This window comes from Kitasatospora sp. Ki12 (assembly GCF_054601375.1).
On record NZ_BAAIHT010000004.1, the window covers coordinates 124,751 to 141,894 of the forward strand.

Annotated in this window: 17 protein-coding genes; 12 read left to right on the top strand and 5 right to left on the bottom strand. The window is 72.9% G+C overall.

What is annotated here, in order from left to right; genetic code table 11:
* Positions 1–68: 68 nt before the first annotated feature.
* Complete coding sequence (locus tag ACYP53_RS40125; protein WP_459651072.1) at positions 69–665, top strand: MarR family winged helix-turn-helix transcriptional regulator; 597 nt, start codon at positions 69–71, stop codon at positions 663–665.
* 115 nt (positions 666–780) lie between these two features.
* Here the strand turns inward: ACYP53_RS40125 and ACYP53_RS40130 are convergent, their stop codons facing one another.
* A complete protein-coding gene (locus ACYP53_RS40130) occupies positions 781–1,044 on the bottom strand; it encodes a hypothetical protein (protein WP_459651073.1) in 264 nt (87 codons plus the stop codon).
* Between the two features lie 243 nt (positions 1,045–1,287).
* Between ACYP53_RS40130 and ACYP53_RS40135 the strand changes: the two genes are divergently transcribed.
* The 9 genes from ACYP53_RS40135 (at position 1,288) to ACYP53_RS40175 (ending at position 10,708) form a co-directional block, all read left to right on the top strand.
* A complete protein-coding gene (locus tag ACYP53_RS40135) occupies positions 1,288–1,638 on the top strand; it encodes a PadR family transcriptional regulator (protein ID WP_459651074.1) in 351 nt (116 codons plus the stop codon).
* Entirely contained in the window at positions 1,635–2,564 is a 930-nt protein-coding gene (locus ACYP53_RS40140) for a hypothetical protein (protein WP_459651075.1), read from the top strand. The genes ACYP53_RS40135 and ACYP53_RS40140 overlap by 4 nt, the downstream gene beginning before the upstream one ends.
* A 263-nt stretch (positions 2,565–2,827) precedes the next feature.
* Positions 2,828–3,781 carry a carbohydrate ABC transporter permease gene (locus ACYP53_RS40145; RefSeq protein WP_189925889.1) on the top strand — a complete coding sequence of 318 codons (954 nt, stop codon included), beginning with the start codon at positions 2,828–2,830 and terminating at the stop codon, positions 3,779–3,781.
* 122 nt (positions 3,782–3,903) lie between these two features.
* A complete protein-coding gene (locus ACYP53_RS40150) occupies positions 3,904–5,220 on the top strand; it encodes an extracellular solute-binding protein (protein WP_459651076.1) in 1,317 nt (438 codons plus the stop codon).
* 7 nt (positions 5,221–5,227) lie between these two features.
* Complete coding sequence (locus ACYP53_RS40155; protein WP_189925893.1) at positions 5,228–6,109, top strand: carbohydrate ABC transporter permease; 882 nt, start codon at positions 5,228–5,230, stop codon at positions 6,107–6,109.
* Entirely contained in the window at positions 6,102–6,845 is a 744-nt protein-coding gene (locus tag ACYP53_RS40160) for an HAD family hydrolase (protein WP_459651077.1), read from the top strand. Before ACYP53_RS40155 ends, ACYP53_RS40160 begins: the two co-directional genes overlap by 8 nt.
* Before the next feature lie 15 nt (positions 6,846–6,860).
* Positions 6,861–8,135, top strand: coding sequence for an MBL fold metallo-hydrolase (locus tag ACYP53_RS40165; RefSeq protein ID WP_459651078.1), 1,275 nt, complete (start codon positions 6,861–6,863; stop codon positions 8,133–8,135).
* A gap of 268 nt (positions 8,136–8,403) precedes the next feature.
* Positions 8,404–10,095, top strand: a complete 1,692-nt coding sequence (locus ACYP53_RS40170) for an Ig domain-containing protein (protein ID WP_459651206.1) — start codon at positions 8,404–8,406, stop codon at positions 10,093–10,095.
* Positions 10,096–10,273: 178 nt separating this feature from the next.
* The gene (locus tag ACYP53_RS40175; protein WP_189925899.1) at positions 10,274–10,708 is read left to right on the top strand and encodes a hypothetical protein; all 435 of its coding nucleotides are present in this window, start codon (positions 10,274–10,276) and stop codon (positions 10,706–10,708) included.
* A 36-nt stretch (positions 10,709–10,744) separates the two neighbouring features.
* On the opposite strand, the gene ACYP53_RS40180 is transcribed toward ACYP53_RS40175, so the two are convergent.
* Positions 10,745–11,557 (bottom strand): NAD-dependent epimerase/dehydratase family protein, encoded by an 813-nt coding sequence (locus ACYP53_RS40180; protein WP_459651079.1) that lies wholly within the window; start codon positions 11,555–11,557, stop codon positions 10,745–10,747.
* A 356-nt stretch (positions 11,558–11,913) separates the two neighbouring features.
* Here ACYP53_RS40180 and ACYP53_RS40185 point away from each other — a divergent pair, with 356 nt between their 5' ends.
* Both ACYP53_RS40185 and ACYP53_RS40190 read left to right on the top strand, forming a co-directional pair.
* Positions 11,914–12,471 carry an RICIN domain-containing protein gene (locus tag ACYP53_RS40185; RefSeq protein ID WP_229929244.1) on the top strand — a complete coding sequence of 186 codons (558 nt, stop codon included), beginning with the start codon at positions 11,914–11,916 and terminating at the stop codon, positions 12,469–12,471.
* A gap of 329 nt (positions 12,472–12,800) precedes the next feature.
* Positions 12,801–13,358 carry a YceI family protein gene (locus ACYP53_RS40190; RefSeq protein WP_459651080.1) on the top strand — a complete coding sequence of 186 codons (558 nt, stop codon included), beginning with the start codon at positions 12,801–12,803 and terminating at the stop codon, positions 13,356–13,358.
* Between the two features lie 133 nt (positions 13,359–13,491).
* Here the strand turns inward: ACYP53_RS40190 and ACYP53_RS40195 are convergent, their stop codons facing one another.
* The 3 genes from ACYP53_RS40195 to ACYP53_RS40205 all read right to left on the bottom strand — a co-directional run bounded on the left by ACYP53_RS40195 (position 13,492) and on the right by ACYP53_RS40205 (position 16,875).
* Complete coding sequence (locus tag ACYP53_RS40195) at positions 13,492–14,313, bottom strand: hypothetical protein (RefSeq protein WP_459651081.1); 822 nt, start codon at positions 14,311–14,313, stop codon at positions 13,492–13,494.
* A gap of 63 nt (positions 14,314–14,376) precedes the next feature.
* Positions 14,377–15,207, bottom strand: a complete 831-nt coding sequence (locus tag ACYP53_RS40200) for a hypothetical protein (RefSeq protein WP_459651082.1) — start codon at positions 15,205–15,207, stop codon at positions 14,377–14,379.
* A gap of 414 nt (positions 15,208–15,621) precedes the next feature.
* Positions 15,622–16,875, bottom strand: coding sequence for an RNA-guided endonuclease InsQ/TnpB family protein (locus tag ACYP53_RS40205; protein WP_459651083.1), 1,254 nt, complete (start codon positions 16,873–16,875; stop codon positions 15,622–15,624).
* Between the last annotated feature and the right edge of the window lie 269 nt (positions 16,876–17,144).

The window sequence follows — 17,144 nt, forward strand, 5'->3', positions numbered from 1 at the left end:
AACTTAGCAGTAAGCTAATTGCTGTCAAGCTTCTTTCCGGCAAGTGACCCTGTGCCACACTTGACCGCATGACCGACAGCGCCGACCCCACCCCGAGCCCGCACCCCGCCCCGGGCTTCCACACCGCCCAGGGTTTCCACCCCGCCCCGGACCCGCACCGCGTCACCGTCACCCCGGACGCGGTGGACGCGATCGCCGCCCAGTGGCGCCGGGAGCGGCCCGACCTGACGGAGTGCCTGCACGCCATGGAGACCTTCGGGCGGATCTTCCGGCTCTCCCGCGGCATGGGCGACCGGATGGAGCGCGCGTACGCCCCGTTCGGCATCGGCCGCGGCGAGTTCGACGTGCTGGCCACCCTGCGCCGCTCCGGTGAGCCGTTCTCGCTCTCGCCGCGCGAGCTGACCGCCACCCTGATGCTGACCACCGGCGGCATGACCGGCCGTCTGGACAAACTGGAGCGGGCCGGCCTGGTCACCCGTTCCCCCGACCCGAACGACCGCCGCGGCCTGCGGATCAACCTCACCCCCGAGGGCCGGTCCACCATCGACGGAGCGGTGAGCGCCGGACTCGCCGCCCAGCGCCGCGTCGTGGACGCCCTCGGCCCCGAGCGGGCCGCCCAGCTCAACGACCTGCTGCGCGACCTGCTGGGCGCGATCGACGACTGAACCCGCTTCCCCCGCACCCGGGCGTCGCCCGAACCGCCCCCGCGCCTGAGCGACTTCAGGGTCGCCCGGCTCGGGGGCAGTCGCGTCGGGGGCACCCGGGTCGGGGTCGTCCGGGTCAGGCCACCCAGAGGTCGTCCAGCCAGGTGTTGCCCCATTGGTTGACGGCTCGCACGCACGAGAACTGCGAGTACCGGTGGCTGTCGACGGCCTCCTGCCCGTGCTTGTAGCAGTCCGGTTCCGAGAACCGGCCGAGGTTGACACCGCCGCCCCCGGTGGGGCCCGAGGTGGCGCTCGCGGCGCCGGCGGACAGAACGGTCGCGGACGCGGCGAGGACGCCCATCGCGACCAGGCGGGCCATGCGGGTCCCGGGCTTCATCATCGTCTTCCTCCTCCGGCGGCCGTCCTCGCCGCCATTCGCGGGCCGCCGCGCGGTGGCGGCGCCTCTGCTCCCATCCTCGCCGCGGCGGGTGCCCGCGGGCCACGACGTTGCCCCGACGTTGACCCGACACTTGGCGGGGCGCGACGCCGGAGCCGGCCTCGGTCCGCGACGTTCCAGCGGTCGTTGACGACGGGTCAGCCGCCCCTTGCCAGACACTACGGTGACCGTACTATGGTGATCGGCATGACGAAGAAACGCTCCATGCAGGAGCCAACCTTCCTCCTGCTGACCGCCCTCGCCGACCAGCCGCGGCACGGCTACGCCCTCGGCGACGAGGTCGCCGCGATCTCCGGCGGCCGGGTACGGCTCGGCGCCGGCACCCTGTACGGCACCCTCGACCGGCTGCTGGCCGAGGGGCTGATCAGGGTCGAGAGGGAGGAGACCGTCGACGGGCGCCCCCGGCGCGTCTTCGCCCTCACCCCGGCCGGCACCCAGGCCCTCACCGACGAGAGCGAGCGGCTGCGGGCCGCCCTCCGCGAAGCCGACCGGCGCCTGGCGACCACCCGCAACCGACTCGCCGGAGGCACGGCATGACCCCGGACCGGACCACCCTGAACACCCGGCTGCTGCGCCGGGCCCTCACCCTCTACCCGGCCTCCTACGGCACCCACGGGCTGGCCGAACTCGCCGACCACGCCGAACGCCGCGTCCGCGCCGCGCGCCCGCTGGCCGGGTTACGCGAGGTCGCCGACGTGGCGGGACACGGCGCCCGGGTCCGGCTCGGCCTGGTCTCCCACCGGCCGATGGGCCGGGCGCTGGCCACCGCCGCCCCGCTCGCCGCGGTACTGGCCGGCACCTACGCCGCCTGGCACCTCTGGTACACCGTCCAGCTGGTCCTCGGCCCCGGGGCCGAGGAGCTGGGGCCCTCCGATGCCCGGGCGGTCGCCGTCACCGCGCTGGCGGTCACCCCGGCGGCGCTGATGGCGGTCGCGGTGCTGGCCGGACGCTGGACGGCGGCGAGGGCCCTGGCCCTGGTCACCGTGGTGGCCACGCCGTTGCTCGCGACCCTGCACAGCACCGAACTGCGCGACTCCCAGACCGTACTGCTCGCGTTCAACGCCCTGGTCCTGCTGGTCGCCCCGCCGGACCGCACGTCGCACCCGCGCCCGGTCGCGCCGTGGGCGGTGGCCGTCTCGATCACCGTCGCGGAGGTCACCCTGACGCTGGCCGACGGCTACTTCGGAGAGCGGGCCGCCCACACCGGTTTCGATTTCGCCGCCCCGGTGGCCGTCGGCGTGGCCATCGCCTGCACCGCGCGCACGGTGGGGCGTGCGGCCCTGGCCACGGCGGTCCTGGCCGGGCCGCCGCTGCTCTGGCCCGTGCTGGTGGACGTCCAAGCGGACGCCCTGCCGTTCGTCCTGCGGCCGGTGGTGCTGTTCGCCGCCGGGTACGCGATCGCGTTCGCCGCGGTGCGGCTGTCGGACCGGTCCGCCCACCGGGCCGACCCGCAGCACCCCTGAGCGTCCCGGCTCCACGTGCAGGCCCCTTCCGCAGGCCCCTTCCGCCGGCGGAAGGGGCCTGCGGTTTCTGTGGGCCGGCACGTGTCCTGACGGTGCGACAGGTTGCTCGCCGGGAGGCGGGCGCGGGTCGGCGGGGGGCGAGTCGGTTGTACGAGTGCCAAGCCTTTCAGGATATCTCAAGTAGCCAATAAGCGCGGTGAACGTAGTCAATTGTTCATCAATACTTGGTCCTGCGGAAACCGATGCTCGCCACAGTTCTCGGCGTGACCGCAACGACCACCGCCCGGCCGCTCGCCGTGCCGGGCCGTCCCGCCCGCCGCCGGAACCAGGCCCGTGACTTCCGCACCACCCGATGGGGCTGGGCCTACTCGGCCCCGGCGGTGCTGATCTTCGCCACCTTCGTCATCGTTCCGACCGGCTACACGTTCTACGTCTCGCTCTGGAAGTGGAACGCGCTCAATCCGGCGATGTCCACCTTCAAGGGAGTGGGCAACTACCAGCGCCTGTTCGCCGCCACCCAGCCGACCTTCCTGTCCAGCGTGTGGCACTCGCTGTACTTCAGCGGGGCGATGGTGATCGGCGGGACCGCCGTCTCGCTGGCCATGGCGCTGCTGCTGCAGCGCGGCGGCGTGCTGCTGAACGCCTCCCGGGTGGCGCTGTTCGTGCCGCACGCCACCCCGGTGATCGCCACCTCGATGATCTGGGTCTGGATCTTCAACCCGCGCTTCGGGCTGGCCGACTGGGTGCTGCACAGCCTCCACCTGCCGACCTCGGACTGGCTGCAGTCGTCCGGCTCCTCGATGCCGGCGGTGATCATCTACAGCCTGTGGCACGAGGTCGGCTTCACCACCGTGGTCTTCCTCGGCGGGCTCGCCACCCTGCCGAACGAGCTGAGCGAGGCGGCCCGGGTGGACGGCTGCTCGGCCTGGCAGGAGTTCTGGTACATCACCTGGCACCAGCTGCGGCCGGTCACCACCTTCGTGGTCGCGATCACCGCGATCACCTCGCTGCAGGCGTTCACCCAGTTCTACGCGCTGTCCGGCGGCGGTCCGGTCTACGCCACCACGACCCTGAGCTACCTGGTCTACCAGGAGGCCTTCGTGCTGAGCGACACCGGCTACGGAGCCGCGCTGGCCGTGGTCCTGTTCGCCGTCACCGTGCTGTTCACCCTGGTCCGCCGGCGCACCGCCGCCGGTTCGGAGTCCTCGCTCGTCTGAGCCCCGCCGTCCGTCCCCGCCCGTGCGAGCTCCCGCCGCGCGTCCCCACGCGCGTGAGCTCCGCCGCTCGTCCCCGCCCGACCCGTACTGCCCCACACAGAACAAGAAACGGACACCCTCCCATGCGCGTGCGCACCGCCGCCGTCGCCGCCGTCGCGGCCCTCAGCCTCTCCGCCTGCGCCGGGGGCGGCACCCCCGCCGGCTCCAGCTCCGCGGCCGCCCCCTCGGGCCACGAACTGGCCGTCCCCACCACCCCGGTGACCATCACCTTCGAGGAGGCGATGACCATCGGCACGCTGAAGCCGGCGATGGACAAGCTGGTCGCGGACTTCCAGGCCAAGTACCCGAACATCACCGTCAAGCTCCAGGGCGACCCGGACTACGCGACGATGTACACCAAGGAGAAGGCCGAGGTCCAGGCGGGCAACGCGCCGACCATCGGCCAGGTCTACGAGAGCTGGGCGTCCTACTTCCAGTCCGGCGGCGCGATCACCCCGATCAGCGAACTGGCGGGCACCGACACCCCGCCGCAGCTGGCCGGCTTCTACAAGGGCGTCCAGAAGGACCTGGCGCTGGGCGACGGCAAGAACTGGATGTGGCCGTTCAACAAGAGCGTGCTGATCCTGTTCTACAACGCCGACATGCTCAAGGCGGCCGGCCAGAGCGAGCCGAAGACCTGGGACGACTACGCCACCGCGATGAAGGCGGTCTCCACCAACGGCGTCACCGGCTCGACCATCGACCCGGGTACGGCCGCCGGCGCCGCCTTCGGCACCCAGTGGTTCGAGATCCTGACCAAGGCCGACGGCGGCGCCCTGTACGACGCGGACGGCACCCCGCACCTGAACGACGCCGGCGCGGTCAAGGCGATGACCTACCTGAAGTCGCTCAAGGACGCGCACGCGCTGGCCACCGGCAAGAACTACCCGGGCGAGACCGCGCTCGGCGCGCTCAAGGGCGCCTTCGACATCTCCTCCGCGGCCGGCTACGGCTTCGAGAAGAAGACCGTCGGCGACAAGCTCACCCTCGGCATCTCCGCCCTGCCGTCCGGCCCGCAGGGCGCGGTCAACGAGCTGACCGGCACCAACATGGTGGTCTTCAAGAACGCCACCGCCGACCAGAAGGCCGCCGCCTGGGCGTTCATGAAGTTCATCACCGGCCCGGAGGAGCAGGCCGGCTGGGCCGCCGCCTCCGGCTACCTGCCGGTCACCCCGCAGGCGCTGCCGCAGATGCAGGACTTCATCGCCCAGAACCCCTACGAGACCGCCGCGGTCTCCCAGCTCGACACCGCCTTCGCGCTGCCCCCGTACAACTGGATCTTCAAGTGCCAGGGCTACGAGGCGACCGCGATCCAGGACGTGCTGGACAACGGGGCGGCGCCCGCCGACGCCCTGAAGACCGCGCAGGACGCCTGCGCCACCGCCAAGACCCAGGGCTGATGATCCGATGAAGACCGCCTCCCGCAAGGGAAGGAGGCCGGCCTTCGGTGGAGCCGGCCGAGCCGGGCACTACGCCCGGCTCGCGCTGGCCCTGCTGATCGGCGCCGCGTTCGTCTTCCCCTTCTACTGGACCGTCGTGATCTCCCTCGGGAAGCCCGGCGAGTTCAGCAACTTCCCGCCGGCGCTGTGGCCGCACTGGCAGTGGTCCAACTGGTCGCGCGCCTGGAACGCGGCGCCGTGGGTGCGCCTGTTCGCCAACACGGTGCTGATCGCCTCCGGCACGGTGCTGCTCTGCCTGGTCACCTCGCTGCTGGCCGGCTTCGCCTTCGGCGTGCTGCGCTTCCCCGGACGCAAGGCGCTGACCCTGCTGGTGCTCTCGGTGCTGATGATGCCCGGCACGGTGCTGATCATCCCGGACTACGTACTGGCCAACGACCTGCACCTGCTGAACACCTACTGGATCCAGATCATCCCCTGGGGCGCCAGCGTCTTCGGGATCTTCCTGGTCCGGCAGTTCTTCCTGGCGATCCCGCAGGAGATCCTGGACGCGGCCGCGCTGGACGGCGCCTCCCGGCTGCGGGTGCTGCGCTCGATCGGCATGCCGATGGTCCGCCCGGCGCTGCTCATCATCGCCGTCAACGTCTTCCTCGGCTCGTGGAACTCCTTCCTGTGGCCGGTCATCATGACCAGCAGCACCATGGACTCCTCGAACACCGTGCAGCCGGTCGAGGTCGGCCTGTCGATCTTCTCCTCCGCCGAGGGCACCGACTTCCCCGGCCTGGCCGCGGCGGTCACCTTCACCACACTGCCCGTGATGGTGTTCTTCCTGGTGCTGCAGCGGCAGTTCATCCGCGGCGCCCTGTCCGCCGCCGGAGGCGTCCGTGGCTGAGCGTCAACAACCCGTCATCGTCTCCGACTTCGACGGCACGGTGTACCGCAGCGACGACCCGATCCGCTTCTACGCGCGCCAGGTCGCCGGAGCCCTGGACCGCGCCGAGGCGGTACGGTTCCTGGACGTCTTCGAGCGCTACCTGGCCGAGGGCACCGCCGCCGCCGACGGCAGCGAGGACCCGGCCGAGGCCGCACTGCTGCGCGCCGCCGAGGACGGCTGGAGCGTGGTCCAGGCGCTCGCCGACGGCCACCGCATCGACCCCGCCACCGTGCAGCGGGCCTTCCTGGCCAGCCGGGTCCACATGCTCGACGAGGCCTGCTCGCTGGACCCGGTCGAACCGCTCATCGACCTGTACGCGCAGCTGCGCGGCGAGGTGCGGATCGTCCTCGCCACCAACAGCCCCGCCGAGGGACTGGCCCCGCTGCTGGCCCGGATGGGCCTGGCCGACGCCTTCGACGAGGTCGTCCCCGGCGCCGCCAAGCCGGCCGGCCTGAGCCGGTGGATCGGGGCGAACCTGGCCGACCGCCCGGCCGAACTGCTCCTCTCGATCGGCGACCACTACCGCAACGACATCGAACCGGCCGCCGCGGTCGGCGCCGCCACCGGCTACATCGACCGGTTCGGCCGCGCCGACGGCCCCGCCACCGCGACCGCAGACCGCGCCGAGGACCTGCTGCCCGCCCTGACCGCTTGGGCGCACCGGGCCACCTCCCGCACCGCACCATCCATTTAGGAAGAGACGTTTCTTTTGAGCACTGTTGAATTCTGGGGCGGCGTAGGCGTCATCGGCTCCAGCAAGATCATCGTCACCGACGGCGGCCACCGGGTCATGCTCGACTTCGGCATGGACGTGCCCGCCGGAGCCGACCTGTTCCGCGCCCCGGTCGCGGTGCGGCCCGAGCGCCACCTCGCGCAGCGCCTGCGGATGGGCGCCGCGCCGCGGATCGGCGGCGTCTACGACCCGGCCCTGCTGGACGACGGCGACCCGCTGGCCGCCGAGGTGATGCCGACCGCGCTGTTCCTGACCCACGGCCACATCGACCACTGCGGCCTGGCCGGCTTCGTCCGCCCCGAGGTCCCGGTGCACGCCTCGCCCGAGACCGTCGCGCTGCTGACCGCGCTCGCCGAGGCCGGCGACGGCCTGCCCGGCGGCGACCCGCTCTGGCACCCGGTGGCGGCGGAAACCCCGGTGACGGTGGGCCCGATGACGGTCGAGCGGATCGACGTCGACCACGACACCCCGGGAGCCAGTGGCTACCTGGTCACCACCAGCGACGGCGTCCTCGCCTTCACCGGCGACATCCGCTTCCACGGGCGGGCCCCCGAGCGCTCCTGGCACTTCGCCGACCGCGCCGCCGGCTGCGACCTGCTGATCACCGAGGGCACCGCGCTGGGCCTGGGCCTGCCGGCCGGCCCGCCGCGCAACGAGGACGACGTGGCCGGCGACTTCGCCGCCGCGCTCACAGAGGCCGGCCAGGACCTGCTGCTGCTCGGCCTCTACCCCCGGGACCTGGAGCGAGTCGAAGAGTTCCTGAAGATCGCCGGCGCGGCCGGACGCCGCATCGTCTGGGGCGACCGGGTCGCGGCCTTCCTGCGCGCCACCGGCATCGAAGGCGTGCTGTCCTGGAGCGAACTCGGCCTTGCGGCCCTGCGCGCCGAACCCGGCGCCTTCGTCTACCAGCCGGACATGGGCACCCTGAGCGACATCGCCGAGCTGGCCGACCTGCCGATCGGGCCCGGCACGGTCTGGCTGCACGCCAACGGCGAGCCGCTCGGCCCGTTCGAGTCGCGCTGGCAGCTGTTCACCGAGTGGCTGGACGGGCTGGGCGTGCCGCTGCGCCGGATCGGTTCCTTCGGCCACGCCACCGCCGACGACCTGCACGCCCTGGTGCACCGGGTGGCGCCGAAGACAGTGGTGCCGATCCACACCCAGGCGCCCGACCTGCTGCACCCGACCGGCACCACCACCCGGCTGATCCCGCGGTTCGCCCAGAAGTACCGGATGGACGGCCGCGAGGCCTGACCGACCGTCATCTCCCGGTGCCACCCCGGTTCGTAGCCACCAGACGGCGAACCGGGGTGGTGCCGGGAGGTTGCGACCGGTCGCAACCGGCGGGCCGACCTCCGGCCGGACTTCCGCTCCCCGTACGGGACCCGGAGCCGGAAAGCCGCGCGCGTGAGCCGAGCGCGCAGGCCATGCACGTCTGTTCCTCCTCCCCACACAAGGAGTTTGACGCATGCTCAGGATCGACAGGGGCACCAGGATCCACAGCGGTGCCCGACCGGTCGCCATGGCGGCGGCCGCCGTCGTGCTGGCCGCGGTGACCGGCAGCGGTGTGCTGCCCGCGGCCGCCGCCACGGGCAGCACCGCCGCCCCGGCCACCGCCGCCCCGGCCGCCGGCCCGGCGAAGCACCGGGTGCTGTTCGACGCGAGCCACGCCGAGACCGCCGGAAACGCGGACTGGGTGATCAGCACCGGCCAGCCCGACCCGCTGGCGGAGAACGCCGACCCGCAGACCGAGACGGACTGGACCGGGGCGATCTCGGCCTGGGGCGTCGCCCTGCAGAAGACCGGCAACTACAGCCTGAAGACGCTGCCGGCCGGGAACACCATCACCTACGGCACGGGCGGGGCGCTGGACCTGGCGAACTTCGACGAGTTCGTGCTGCCGGAGCCGAACATCCGGCTCACCGACGCCGAGAAGACCGCGCTGATGCTGTTCGTGCAGAACGGCGGCGGCCTCTTCCTGATCTCCGACCACACCAAGAGCGACCGCAACAACGACGGCTGGGACTCCCCGGCCATCATCAACGACCTGCTGACCACCAACTCGGTGAACAGCAACGACCCGTTCGGGTTCTCGGTCGACCTGCTGAACATCCAGACCGACAACCCGCGGGCGATCAGCGTCAGCACCGACCCGGTGCTCAACGGCCCCTTCGGGACGGTGACCGGCTCGATCCTGCGCAACGGCACCACCTTCACCCTCAACCCCGCCGACAACCCGTCGGTCAAGGGCCTGGTCTACCGGACCGGCTCCAGCGGCAACACCGGCGCCTTCTTCGCGACCAGCGGCTTCGGCAAGGGCCGGGTGGCCATCTGGGGCGACAGCTCGACCGTCGACGACGGCACCGGCTCGCCGGGCAACACGCTCTTCGACGGCTGGGACGACCCCGCGGGCACCGACGCGGCGCTGGCACTGAACGCGACCCAGTGGCTGGCCGGCGGCGGCACCGGAGGCACCAGCGGCACGGTCAGCGTGACCAACCCGGGCGCCCAGTCGACGGCGGCGGGCTCCGCCGCCTCGCTGCAGCCGACCGCGAACGACACCGCGGGCGGCACCCTGACCTGGTCGGCCGGCGGCCTGCCGGCCGGACTGTCGATCAACGCCGCGACCGGGCTGATCAGCGGCACCCCGACCACCGCCGGGACCTCCTCGGTCACCGTCACCGCCACCGACTCCACCGGCGTCAGCGGCACCGCCGCCTTCACCTGGACGGTGACCCCGACCGGCGGCACCGGCTGCACGGCGGCCCAACTGCTCGGCAACCCCGGCTTCGAGACCGGCACCGCCGCGCCCTGGACCGCCTCCAGCGGCGTGGTCAGCAACTCCGGCAGCGAGAGCGCGCACACCGGCAACTGGAACGCCTGGCTGGACGGCTACGGCTCGCCCACCACCGACACCCTCTCCCAGACCGTCACTCTGCCGGCCGGCTGCACCAGCTACAAGCTGACCTACTGGCTGCACATCGACACCGCGGAGACCACCACCACGACGGCCTACGACAAGCTGGTCCTCACCGCCAACGGCACCACCCTGGCCGGCTACTCCAACCTCGACCACAACACCGGCTACACCCAGAAGACCGTCGACCTGTCGGCCTACGCCGGTACGTCGGTCACCCTGACCTTCACCGGCACCGAGGGCTCCCAGAAGCAGACCTCGTTCGTCATCGACGACACCGCCCTGAACGTCAGCTGACGCCGAGCGACGCGGGCCTCCGGGACCCGTCCCGGAGGCCCGCGTCCCGCTGTCGACGGCCTTCGCCCCCGGTCCGTCCCCCCACTCCGTTCCCCCCCCGGTCCGGCGGGCCGGGCTGCGGGCCCCTACGCTGGCGCCGGGCATCCGGCCCGCCGCGCACAGACCCCGGGGGGACCGCGTGATACGCGTACAGCAGCGCAGCCACACCCTGATCGCCTGGCCCTGGAGCGTCATGCGCTGGGCGCAGGTGCCCGAAGGGCTCGACTTCACCCTGTACGACGTCGTCCAGCCGACGGTCCGCGGCGTCGACGTCCCCGGCACCCCGCAGGACGCCGCCCGCTGGAAGACGGCCCACGACGCCTACCAGGACCTGCTGCGCCACGCCGAGAGCACCGTGCGCCACGCCCACGGGGTGCGCAGCAGGCCCGGGTTGATGGTGGACGTCCGCACGGTGCGCCTGCGCCGCTACGACCTGCTGCCCGGCCGAAAGGCCCGCTCCCGGCGGCTGTTCGCCGAGTGCCGGGCCCTGATGCGGGCGGCCGAGGAGGCCTACCGGCCGGTCCTCGAGGAGATCGAGGCCCGCCTCGCGCACACCCCCGACGGCCCGGCCTGAGGCGGTCCTTGTCCCTTACCCTGTCCTCGCCTCCGTTCAGCGACCGGTCTGGGTGAACCGGCCGCCGAGGTAGCGGAACTCCGGGTCGTCGGCCGGGAGTTCGCCGAGCTCGGCGAGCAGTTCGGCGGCGTAGTCCTCGGCGTCGTCCAGCGGCTGGTAGCCGAGCGCCCGGGCCGAGGAGAGGTCCCACCAGGCCCTGGTGTTGGCGGAGATGCCGTACGCCACGGTGTGGCCGTCCACCGGACCGGTGAGCGCGGCGTGCACCAGCCGGGCGCAGTCGCCCGGGCTCAGCCAGGTGCCGAGCATCCGGACGCCGCGGGGCTCGGGGGTGAAGGAGCCGATCCGCAGCGAGACCGTCTCCAGGCCGTGCCGGTCGGCGTACAGCGAGGCCAGGTTCTCGCCGAAGCACTTGGAGAGCCCGTAGTAGGTGTCGGGCCGCTGCGGGGTGTCCACCGGCACGGTGCCGCCGTCGGCGGGCCGCTCGGTGAAGCCCACCGCGTGGTTGCTGCTGGCGTTCACGATCCGCCGCACGCCCGCCGCCCGGGCGGCGTCGTAGAGCCGGTAGGTGCCGTCGATGTTGGCGGCCAGGATGTCGGCGAACGGCGCCTCCCCGGGGATCCCCGCCAGGTGCACCACGGCGTCGACGCCCTCCATCGCCGCCGCGAGCGCCTCCGCGTCCCGCAGCTCGGCGGTGATCGCCCCGGGCTCGCCCGGCACCGGCAGCCGGTCGAAGGACCGCAGCCGGTACCCGTAGGCGGGCAGCAACTCCCGCAGGCAGGTCCCGATCCGGCCGGCAGCACCGGTGAGCAGGACCAGAGCGGGCTGGTCGGGCTTCTGTCGCGTCTCCATGGATGTCCCCCGCGGGCTCGTCGAACGGTCAGGCCGGATCCGGCGTCGTGTGACGATACCTGACGGATCACCAGTTCTCACTCAGGTATCCCGAGCCCCGTACGTTCCCACCCGCACCACCGCCGCCGGCGGCCGGCGGTGGGGGCGGCCGGGTGGAAGTGTCGGGCGAACGTCGGGTCAACGTCGTGGCCGGGGGTGTCCGGCGGCGGTGAGGATGAGCCCTGTCAGCCGGTCGGTCGGCTGGCACGGCGAGCGTCGTGAGACCCGTACCGCCGGAACGCCCGTGGGGCTCGGGCCCCGGATCGCGCACGGTGCTCCGTCCGTTCGTCCGTTCCCTCATGTCACGAGGAGCTCCCATGCGTAAGCAGATCTGCACCGGCCTCGGAATCCTGGCCCTGGTCACGGCCGCCCTCGGCGCGGGAGCCGGGTCGGCCTCGGCCGCCACCGGTGGCCCGAGCGCGAAGCCCGCCGCGGTCCGCGGCCTGGCCGCCCTGAACTACGTGGGCCAGTACCGGTTCCACAGCAACTACAACGGCAAGTGCCTGGACGCGGACCTGAACACCATCGGCGCCAACGGCACCAAGGTCCAGCTCTGGGACTGCAACGGCTGGACCAACCAGAACTGGACGATCTGGACGGACGGCAACATCGACTACATCCAGAGCAACTACAGCGGCCGCTACCTCGACGCGGACCTCAACACGATCGGCGCCAACGGCACCAAGGTCCAGCTGTGGGACTTCAACGGCTGGACCAACCAGCGCTGGAACGCCGCCAGTTACGGGTGGGTCAACGGCTACAACGGCCGGGTCCTGGACGCTGACCTGAACACCATCGGTGCCAACGGCACCAAGGTCCAGCTCTGGGACAGCAACAGCTGGAGCAACCAGGGCTGGTGGCTCGAGGCGATCTGACCCTCCCGGGCCGCTCCGGGCGGCCTGCCCCACCAGGACCTGCCCGGAGGCGGTGGCGCCGGCTCACCCCGAGCCGGTGCCACCGCCGCTTCGGTGCCGCCGCCGCTTCGGCGCCGACGGGCACGGTTGGGCGGGGCCCGGGGCCCGGGGTCCGGGCTCGGGCAGCGGGCAGACAAGATCACGATTCAGGCCGGCGGCGGGCCGGTCGGGGTGGACTCGGCCGGCGTTCCGCGCGTTCGGCGGCGGTGGGGGCGGGCCGAGGCCTAGCGTGGCGGGGGAACGATCCGGGCGGCGGGCCGTCGTCGGGATCCCGACCTTACGGAGGCACCTTGACCACGTCCACCGACCTCGCCGAGCTCACCGGGGACTACGTCCTCGACCCCGCCCACACCCGGATCGGCTTTGTCGCCCGCCACGCGATGGTGACCAAGGTCCGCGGCGCGTTCCACCAGTTCGAGGGCACCGCCCACCTGGACGGGTCCGATCCGGCCGGCTCCACCGGCCAGGTGGTGATCAAGAGCGAGAGCATCGACACCGGCGTCGAGCAGCGCGACCAGCACCTGCGCGCCAACGACTTCCTCGACGCCCCCAACTTCCCCGAGATCACCTTCCGCAGCACCAAGGTCGAGTCGCTCTCCGACACCGAGTACCGCGTCACCGGCGACCTCACCATCAAGGACACCACCAAGCCGGTCTCCATCGACTTCGAGTACACCGGCAACGCCGTCGACCCGTACGGCAACCTGCGGGTGGGGCTGGAGGGTTCGGTGACCATCTCCCGCAAGGAGTTCGGCGTGACCTGGAACGCGGCGCTGGAGGGCGGCGGCGTCCTGGTCGGCGACAAGGTCGTCCTGGAGTTCGACATCTCCGCGATCAAGCAGGGTTAGCGGCGTCCCGCGGGTGCGGGGCCGCCGGTCCGCGGCCCCGCACCCGCGGGGTTCCGGGGCACCGCCCCGCCCGGCCCGACTCGCGGGCGACCTTGCGGGGCGACCTCGTGGGCACGGCCCGGACCGGGCGGTCTCAGGCGCAGCGGTAGGTGAAGGAGGCGCCGGCGCTGCGGGTGCCGGGGGCGATGAGCCGCAGGGTGGCGGTGGCCTGGAGCGAGCCCTGGCCCTCGAAGCTCCAGCGCAGCACCAGGTCGGTGCGGTGCGCGCCGGAGCGCACGTCCTGGACGAGCTCGTCCGAGGTGGTGCCGTCGCTGCGCAGCCAGCGGTAACGCAGGGTGCCGGAACCGCCGTTGGTCTCCACGGCGGCGGTGACCACCGCGGTGCCCGCGCAGCCGGGGCCCGCCGGATCGGTGGTCACGGTGACGCCGGTGACGGCCAGGGCCGGGGTGCGCAGGTGGCGCCAGAACAGGAAGGCCGCGAGGGCCAGGAGGACGGCGACCAGCGGTACCAGCCACCGCCGCACCCGGCGGGGCGGCCGGGGCCGCCCGCTCTCCGGCACCGTCTCGCCGTGCCAGGCGGCGGCGGCCCGGGGCGGGACGCCGGGGCCGAAGCGGCGCAACTCGCCCGGGGCGAGGGGGCGTTCCTCCGGCGGGGCGGAGCCGGCGGATACGGATACGGATGCGGATGCGGACGCGGCGGCGGATGTGGCGGGGCCGGTTGTCGGCGCGGGGTCGGTGAGGGTGGTGGTCTCCCCGCTCGGCGCCGCACCGCCCCAGACGCGCGGGTCGAGGAAGGTCGCGCTCTCCGCCTCCTCGGCCTCCTCGGGCGCTGCCGCCCCGCGGGGCAGCCGGACGGTCTCCTCTCCCGGGCGCGGGCCCGGGTTCGCGCCGGCGCCGAGCACGACGGTCTCCGCCGCGCCCGGCGCGGGCGCGGAGTCGGGGCGGGGCGTGGACATGTGGCTTCTCCAGGGCAGGGCGGGACGGGAACAGGCGTCAGGGCAAGCGGAGTTGACGGTCCGTCAGCGCGGCGGGTCGCAGAGGAAGGCGGCCGTCTCGGCGGACGTCTTGCCCGGCTTGGCCGCGGCCGGGGTGGTGCCGACCCGTACGCCCCAGGTGGTGAAGTTGTCGGCCGAGCCGAAGTCGTGGGCGCGGGTGACGGTGGCGGTGCCGTTCTGGACCGGCACGGTGTCGGTCGCGACGGTGACCGCGCGGCCGCCCGAGCTGTGGTACCAGCTGAACGTCAGCGTCCCGCTGCCGGTGCCCTGGGCGGTCACCGTGACCGTGGCAGTCAGGCTCCAACGTCCGCTACACGTCAGTGAGTTCAGGTTGACCGAGCTCACCGTCAGGGTGGCGGGGGCGACCGTCGGGCTCGGGCTGGGGCTGGGGCTCGGGCTCGGCGGGGCGGTGGTGGCGGCCGGTACGGCGGGGGCGGACGGTGCCGGGGGCCGGCCGGGGGAGGAGGGGGCCGGGCCCGCCGGTGCGGTGGAGGCCCCGGTGGTCGGCGCGCCGGGGGAGGTCGGGGTGGCGCCGGGCGTGCTCGGGGTGGCCGTGGGCGTGGCCGTCGGGGCGGACGGCGTCGGGCCGGCCGTGGTGCTGTCGCCGCTCGGGGTGGGGGAGGTGCCGCCGCCGGTCGGCTGCGGCGGGCCGAGGGAGGTGGTGGCCTCCGGGGAGGCGGCGCCGACGACGGTGTGGCCGCCGCCGTCGGTGGCTCCCGCGACCGCCAGGCCGGCCAGTGTGGCCAGGGTGAGGGCACCGGCGGCGACACCGGTCAGCGCCTTGCCCCGGTTGCGGAGGAGCGCGCCGCGGCCGGCCGGGTCCCGGCGCGGGACCCCCGGGGCCGGGTCCGCCACGGCACCGAGCGCGCCACCGAGCGCGCCGGTCGCGGCCTGCGAACCGAGCGCGCCCTGGGCCCCGAGGGAGGTGTGGGCCAGCGAGGTGGAGCCGCCGGCCGCGCCGGCACCGGGCAGCAGGCCCGCCAGCAGGGCGAGCAGAGCCAGCAGGTCGAGGCGGCCCCGCTCCTCCCAGCGCGGCCCGTAGCCGGTCGTCGCGACCGCCTCCAGCTCGCGGACGAACGCGGCCGCGCTGTCGGGACGGGCCCCGGGGTCCTTCGCCAGACCCGCCAGGATCAGCGGCCGGACGAGGTCGGGCGCCAGGTCGGCGGGGATCGGCGCCTCGGCGTGCTGGACGGCGAGCTCGGCGATCGTGACGCCGTCGTAGGGGCGGGCACCGGTGAGGCACTCGAAGAACTTGACATCCTCCCCGTCCTAGCGGACGGGGATTCCTCCCGCGCCCGTGGCACGGATGCCCGTGCGTGGCTGGTCGCCGAGGTGGGTTCCCCGTTCGACGGGCCGTGCCTGGCGTGGGATCGCCACGCCTGGTCTTGCCGGCCCTCCAGGGGCGTTTAACCTGTCCGCCTGCCCGGCGGCCAGGATGTTGCGAGCAGCATTGAGGTCCCGGTCATGCAGCACGCCACACGCACCACAGGCCCACTCGCGGATCGCGAGGGGTTTGGGGCCGTCACGGTGCCCGCATTCCGAGCAGAGCTGGGAGGACGGGAACGCGCGGGGCACGATGCCGACGGCGCGCCCGTACCGGGCCGCTTTCTCTTCGAGCAGGCGCCGGAAGGTGGACCATCCGGCGTCGTGGACGGACTTGGCGAGTCGGCCCCGGGCGAGGCCGCGCACATTCAGATCCTCCAGGTACACCGCTTGGGTTTCGCCGATCAACTTGGTGGTCTGTTTGTGCAGCCAGTCCATGCGGGTGTCGGCCACCTTGGCGTACGCCCTGGCGACCTTGCGCCGGGCCTTGGCCCGGTTCTTGCTGCCCTTGGCCTTGCGGGACAGTTCCCGCTGCGCGGCCTTGAGCTTCTTCTCCGCCTTGCGCAGGAAGCGCGGGTTGTCGATGACGCGGCCGTCGGAGAGGACGGCGTAGGTGGTCAGTCCGAGGTCGATGCCGACCTCGGCATCGACCTCGGGCAGGTGCTCGGGCTCCACATCCACGACGAAGCTGACGTGGTACCTGCCGGCCGGGTCGAGAATCACCGTCGCCGACGACGGGTCCGCGGGCAGTGCCCGCGACCACTTCACCCGCACGTCGCCGATCTTCGCCAGGTTCAGCTTCCCGTTGCCCCGGATGCGGAACCCGTTGCGGGTGTAGCGCAGCGTTTGCCGAGCGTCGCGCTTCGACTTGAACCGGGGCAGGCCGACCGGGCGCCCCTGCCGGTTGCCGGACACCGAGTCGAAGAAGTTCCGGTACGCGGTGTCCAGATCCCGAAGGGACTGGATCAACGGATCGACGCCGACCGAAGCGAGCCACGCCCGTTCAGCGGTCTTCTTCGCCCCGGTGATCACCAGCTTCTGCAGATCCGCGCTCTTGGGGTACGGCCGCCCGGCCTTCCGGGCCTCCTTCCGTACCGCGAGAGCGTCGTTGTACACCACCCGGGCACACCCGAACGTCCGGGCCAGCAAAGCGCGCTGACCAGCCGTCGGGTAGATGCGATACGAGTACCGAAGGTGCACACGACCAACCTACCGAAAGGCACTGACAACGCCTCACATCAGAACCTTCGGAGATCACTCCGCGGCTACGCGGCTCCGAACCAAGCCCCCGTTCCTCCCCGGCCCGAAGGCCGGGGCATCCTGGGAGATCCAAGGCGAAGGTGGCGGCGTAGACGGTCCCCGGCCGGGGACACCGGGCGGCCCGCCCACTGCTCGGGCGGCATGTAGGCGGGGGTGCCGGAGACGTCGTGCTCGTCGCCGTCCTCGACCGGCGGTATGGGAGCGTCCGC

Bases quoted from the DNA above. Each gene is read 5' to 3' on its own strand.
- ACYP53_RS40140 (WP_459651075.1), top strand. From the start codon at position 1,635: ATGACCCCGGACCGGACCACCCTGAACACCCGGCTGCTGCGCCGGGCC.
- ACYP53_RS40125 (WP_459651072.1), top strand. From the start codon at position 69: ATGACCGACAGCGCCGACCCCACCCCGAGCCCGCACCCCGCCCCGGGC.
- ACYP53_RS40135 (WP_459651074.1), top strand. From the start codon at position 1,288: ATGACGAAGAAACGCTCCATGCAGGAGCCAACCTTCCTCCTGCTGACC.
- ACYP53_RS40130 (WP_459651073.1), bottom strand. From the start codon at position 1,044: ATGATGAAGCCCGGGACCCGCATGGCCCGCCTGGTCGCGATGGGCGTC.
- ACYP53_RS40195 (WP_459651081.1), bottom strand. From the start codon at position 14,313: ATGTCCACGCCCCGCCCCGACTCCGCGCCCGCGCCGGGCGCGGCGGAG.
- ACYP53_RS40185 (WP_229929244.1), top strand. From the start codon at position 11,914: ATGCGTAAGCAGATCTGCACCGGCCTCGGAATCCTGGCCCTGGTCACG.
- ACYP53_RS40180 (WP_459651079.1), bottom strand. From the start codon at position 11,557: ATGGAGACGCGACAGAAGCCCGACCAGCCCGCTCTGGTCCTGCTCACC.
- ACYP53_RS40155 (WP_189925893.1), top strand. From the start codon at position 5,228: ATGAAGACCGCCTCCCGCAAGGGAAGGAGGCCGGCCTTCGGTGGAGCC.
- ACYP53_RS40170 (WP_459651206.1), top strand. From the start codon at position 8,404: ATGGCGGCGGCCGCCGTCGTGCTGGCCGCGGTGACCGGCAGCGGTGTG.
- ACYP53_RS40150 (WP_459651076.1), top strand. From the start codon at position 3,904: ATGCGCGTGCGCACCGCCGCCGTCGCCGCCGTCGCGGCCCTCAGCCTC.